This window comes from Ralstonia mannitolilytica (assembly GCF_905397375.1).
GTDB lineage: Bacteria > Pseudomonadota > Gammaproteobacteria > Burkholderiales > Burkholderiaceae > Ralstonia > Ralstonia mannitolilytica.
In genome coordinates this window covers 1-882 of the sequence record NZ_CAJPVG010000032.1, presented here as the reverse complement: position 1 = coordinate 882, position 882 = coordinate 1, and the positions used below count along the sequence as shown (strand labels likewise).

Genomic DNA, 882 nt, shown 5'->3' with positions numbered 1-882 from the left:
GAGCAGCAAGCCCTTGGCCGTCAGCGTGGCGTTGACGGTGGCCAGGATTTGCAACGCGAGGTTGTGCTCTTCGAGCAAATGCCGGAACCGCAGGATGGTGCTCTCATCGGGCAGGTTCTCTTCGCCCATGTCCAGCCCGGCAAACTCGCGAAACATCGGCGTGTCGTACAGCGCCTCTTCCATGGCCGGGTCGGACAGGTTGAACCACTGTTGCAGGAAGTGGATACGCAGCAGGGTCTCGACAGCAAACGGCGGGCGTCCGCCCTTGGGGCTGCGCGCCGGTGCATGCGGGGCAATCAGCGCCACCAGTGCGGCCCACGGCACCACCAGGTTCATCTCGTCCAAGAACTCGCGCTTGCGTGTACGCTTGGTCTTGCGTTCGAATCCGGTGGTGCCAAGGCTCATCTGCTTCATGTCGATACTGTCTCACATCCGACGGTCATCGCCGGGGTTTTGCAGACCTTCCCTAATGGACGGAACAATAGGAGCCCTCATGAACCAAAATACCAAGCTTGATGAAATTTCTGCTACGTCGGAGAGTCGCGGATGTGCCAAGCATTGCTCGCCTGCCGCTGTGCAGACCCACGCACCGGTAATCGACGACACGCCAACAGGTGCGACTGTGTTTCGTATTTCCAGCATGGACTGCGCCTCTGAAGAATCTGAGATTCGGCGAGCCCTAGAACCTATCACCGGCATACGTGGTTTAAGCTTTCAACTCGATGCGCGGACACTGGCTATTGATGCCCCAGCAGACCTTGTGCTGCAAGCGCTGGAAGTGATTCGCAGGGCCGGGTTTGATCCGCAGCCGATTCAACCGCTCGGGGACGAACCTAGCCATTCCGAAAACGATGGCCATGAGCATAATTTTTCGAGTGGTAT

Annotated in this window: 2 protein-coding genes; one reads left to right on the top strand and one right to left on the bottom strand. The window is 58.3% G+C overall.

Features of this window, described 5'->3' with window-relative positions; genetic code table 11:
- A partial coding sequence (locus tag KHN96_RS22680; RefSeq protein WP_211888747.1) for a transposase occupies positions 1-414 on the bottom strand: 414 nt, incomplete at its 3' end.
- 79 nt (positions 415-493) lie between these two features.
- On the opposite strand from KHN96_RS22680, the gene KHN96_RS22675 reads away from it, so the two are divergent.
- Positions 494-882 (top strand): cation transporter (locus KHN96_RS22675; protein ID WP_211888746.1); only part of this gene is annotated, 389 nt, incomplete at its 3' end.